This window comes from Curtobacterium sp. ME26, from assembly GCF_903970945.1.
In the GTDB taxonomy this organism is placed as follows: Bacteria; Actinomycetota; Actinomycetes; order Actinomycetales; family Microbacteriaceae; genus Curtobacterium; species Curtobacterium citri.
The window spans coordinates 1-3,013 of sequence record NZ_CAJCKG010000093.1; the positions used below are offsets into that span (position 1 = coordinate 1).

Here is a 3,013-nt window from a genome sequence, read left to right on the forward strand (position 1 = left end):
CCTCCGCGGCACCGGCCACGGCGTCCTTCGTGCGGCTCGCGGCGGCCCCGACGGCGTCGGTGGCGCGGTCGATGGCCGACGGTTCGTCGTCGAACGGCCCGTGCACGTCGAGCACGCGGACGTCGACCGTGGTCGGCTTGCCGTCGCCCAGCTGCGAGACCGCCGCGGACACCTGGTCGCGGACCGCCGCGGCGACCTCGCGCACGTTCCGCGGGTACTCGACGACGACCGACACGGTCACGTCGAGGGTGTCCTCGGCGTCGTCCACCTGCACCCCGGGTGCTCCGGCGGACCGCCCGAGCTGGGAGCGGACGCGGTCGGCGGCGCGGGCCGCGAGGCTGCCCAGGTGGTGGACACCCGGCACGCCGAGCGCCGTCTCCGCCGCGGTGCGGGCGGCGACCACCAGGGGCCCGGCGTCGTCGGGGAGCGGGGTGGTCAGCTCGGACGGCAGGTCGACCTCGGTCACCTGGGTCCGTGCGTTCGGATCGTGCTGCATGGCTTCCTCCTCGGGACAGCAGGGCCGTCGCTCCCGCAGGGGGAGCGACGGCCGTGGTCCGCTAGTTCTTGAAGACGTCCTTGATGTCCTCGCCGGTCTGCTTCGCGCTCGCAGCGGTCTGGTCCTTCTTGCCCTCCGCGACCTTCGAGTCGTCGTTCGTGGCGTTGCCGAAGGCCTCCTTGGCCTTGCCCGCGATGTCCTGGGCGGCGTTCTTGATCTTGTCGTCGAGTCCCATGGTGGGTTCCTCTCCCTGATGGGCCGGGGTCGTCCCCGGCGGTGGTGGTGTGGTGGTGTGCGTCAGTGGACGCGGGTGGTGCGTGCGAGTGCGGTGCGGGTGCCGCCGGTGAGGTGGACCAGGACCGGTACTTCTCGGCCGAGGGTGTGGTCGAGGGTGGTGACGGCGTGGTCGACGGCGTCGAGGACGGTGACCGCGTCGCCGCCGCGGCGGACGTGGACCCGGATCCGGGCCGCTCGCTGCTTCTTCACCAGGTACGTGTCGACCTTGGTCGTGACGATGTCGTGGACGTCGGCGAGTTCGTGGTCGATGACGTCGCGGACGAGGGCGACGTTGACGGTGACCTGGTCGTCACCGGTGCGTTCCCGGACAGCGACGCTGGTTCCGCCACCACCGCGGGTGAACACCACGACCAACGCGAGGATGATCACGACTGCGCAGACGGCGGCGATGATCCACAGTGCCGTGCCGGGCACGGTGACCTGCTGCGGGAGGGTCACGTACTGCTGCACCGCGTCGCGGACGGGTTGCAGCACCCCGGCGCCGATCACGACCCCGGCGATGATGCCGATCAGGCCGATCAGGAACAGCAGGACCCGGTTGAAGCCGCGGTTGGTGGTGGTCATGCCAGGGTTCCCTTCTGCTCCACGGTGACCTGCACGCTGGAGCCGTGCTTGCCGCCGAGGCGGCTGAGCCGGTCCTGCACCGCGTGCTCCACCGTGTGGGTGTCGACGGGGATGCCGGACAGGGGCACCACGTGCACCTGGGTGCGGTGCCCACGCGCCGACGCACTCGTGTTGGCCTCGGGGACGCCTGCTGCCAGGGCGGCGGCGTTCGCGGCGGTGGAGGCGAGGATGCGGGTGTCGATGATCACCGCACCACGGTCGTGGTCGATCCCGGACCGGGGCTGCCGACCCGGCTTCAGCGCCAGGACCACCAGGACGATGCCGGCGATGACGAGGACGGCGGCGATGACCTCGGCGATGGTGGTGAACGCGGCGTCGGGCTTGAGGGCGGTGTCGGCGACGGTCTGCGGGTCCGCCAGCAGCGGCCCCTGACCGATCGCCTTCAGGACCGCTTCGGTGCCGATCCACGCCGCGACCAGGATCACCACGACCAGCGTCACCGCCAGGGCGGTGGACCGGGACCGGTGGATGCTCCGACGACGCAGCCGCTTCTCGAGCTGTTCGGTGCTCATGTGCTTCCTCCTACCGGACCCGGCCCTCGTGCTCACGCACGAGCCCGGTCAGTTCGATGTGCGTCCGACCCACCCGACGGCCGGCCAGCTCGCTGACGCGCTGCTTGATGTCGTCCGCCGCGGACGCGGCCGCACGGACGATGTCGGGCTGGTCCCGGATGGGGCCGGTCACGTCCAGCGCGAGGGATCCCTGCTCGTCGTCGATCCCCACGCGCAGCCGCTTCGCGGGCACCCGGAGGCGCTCCGCGGCGGCGGCCCGGGCCAGGGTCGTCAGGGCCCGGGCCGTGATCTCCACGCGGCCCGGGACGGCGCCTGCCGGGACGCTTCCCGAGCCGGTGCTCGCCGGGCCGGCGGTCACCGGGAGCTCCGGCGTCCGGTCAGCACGTCGGTCAGGGCACCCCGGTCGATCTTCCCGGTCACCAGCGCCGCGACGAGGGCACCGACCAGACCGAACACGACCACCAGGACGAAGCCCCAGAACCCGAACTGCAGTGCCACGACGGCGAGGATCGCCCCGATCAGGGCACCGATCAGCGTGTTACTCAACGCGGGACTCCTTCTTGTCGTCGTTGTCGTCGTCGTCGCCCGGGATGAAGACGTCCTGCACGGTCACGTTGACCTCGGCGACCTCCATGCCCACGATCTGCTGCAGCGCACGCGCGACCGAGGAACGCACCCCGTCCGCGACCTGCTGCAGCGACACCGGGTACTCCGCGACGATCACGACGTCCGCGGCGACCTGCTTCTCGCCGACCTCGACCTTCACACCCTGGCCGTGGTCACGCTGCCCGATCGCGTCACGCAGCGCACCGATCGCACGAGCGGCACCGCCACCGAGCGAGTGCACACCGTTCACCTCACGCGCAGCGATCCCGGCGACCTTCGACACGACCGTGTCATCGATCGTGGTCTTGCCCGCAGTGCCCGAACCGTTCGCGTGCGAACCGGTCGTCCGCGTCGCCGTCGTGGCCGGGGTGGGGGTGGTGGTGTCAGCCATGTTCATGCTCCTCTCGATGCCCGCCGGGACACGTTCCCAGCGGTTGCTGTTCACGGATGAGACGGGGTGACACCGAGGTTCGTCACG

General features: G+C 71.3%; 7 protein-coding genes. All 7 read right to left on the reverse strand.

Features of this window, described 5'->3' with window-relative positions; translation table 11 throughout:
- The coding region (locus H7A69_RS17085) for an Asp23/Gls24 family envelope stress response protein (RefSeq protein ID WP_182048137.1) at positions 1-496 on the reverse strand (496 nt) is incomplete at its 3' end.
- Between the two features lie 61 nt (positions 497-557).
- Positions 558-731: a CsbD family protein gene (locus tag H7A69_RS17090; protein ID WP_069712982.1), complete on the reverse strand. Its 174-nt coding sequence runs from the start codon at positions 729-731 to the stop codon at positions 558-560.
- A 62-nt stretch (positions 732-793) separates the two neighbouring features.
- Entirely contained in the window at positions 794-1,357 is a 564-nt protein-coding gene (locus H7A69_RS17095; RefSeq protein ID WP_182048138.1) for a hypothetical protein, read from the reverse strand.
- On the reverse strand, positions 1,354-1,929 hold the full coding sequence (locus tag H7A69_RS17100) for a DUF6286 domain-containing protein (protein WP_182048139.1): 576 nt from the start codon (positions 1,927-1,929) through the stop codon (positions 1,354-1,356). The genes H7A69_RS17095 and H7A69_RS17100 overlap by 4 nt, the downstream gene beginning before the upstream one ends.
- 10 nt (positions 1,930-1,939) lie before the next feature.
- On the reverse strand, positions 1,940-2,287 hold the full coding sequence (locus tag H7A69_RS17105) for a hypothetical protein (protein WP_182048140.1): 348 nt from the start codon (positions 2,285-2,287) through the stop codon (positions 1,940-1,942).
- Positions 2,284-2,475: a DUF2273 domain-containing protein gene (locus H7A69_RS17110; RefSeq protein WP_069712986.1), complete on the reverse strand. Its 192-nt coding sequence runs from the start codon at positions 2,473-2,475 to the stop codon at positions 2,284-2,286. The genes H7A69_RS17105 and H7A69_RS17110 overlap by 4 nt, the downstream gene beginning before the upstream one ends.
- Entirely contained in the window at positions 2,468-2,926 is a 459-nt protein-coding gene (locus tag H7A69_RS17115; RefSeq protein WP_182048141.1) for an Asp23/Gls24 family envelope stress response protein, read from the reverse strand. Before H7A69_RS17115 ends, H7A69_RS17110 begins: the two co-directional genes overlap by 8 nt.
- Between the last annotated feature and the right edge of the window lie 87 nt (positions 2,927-3,013).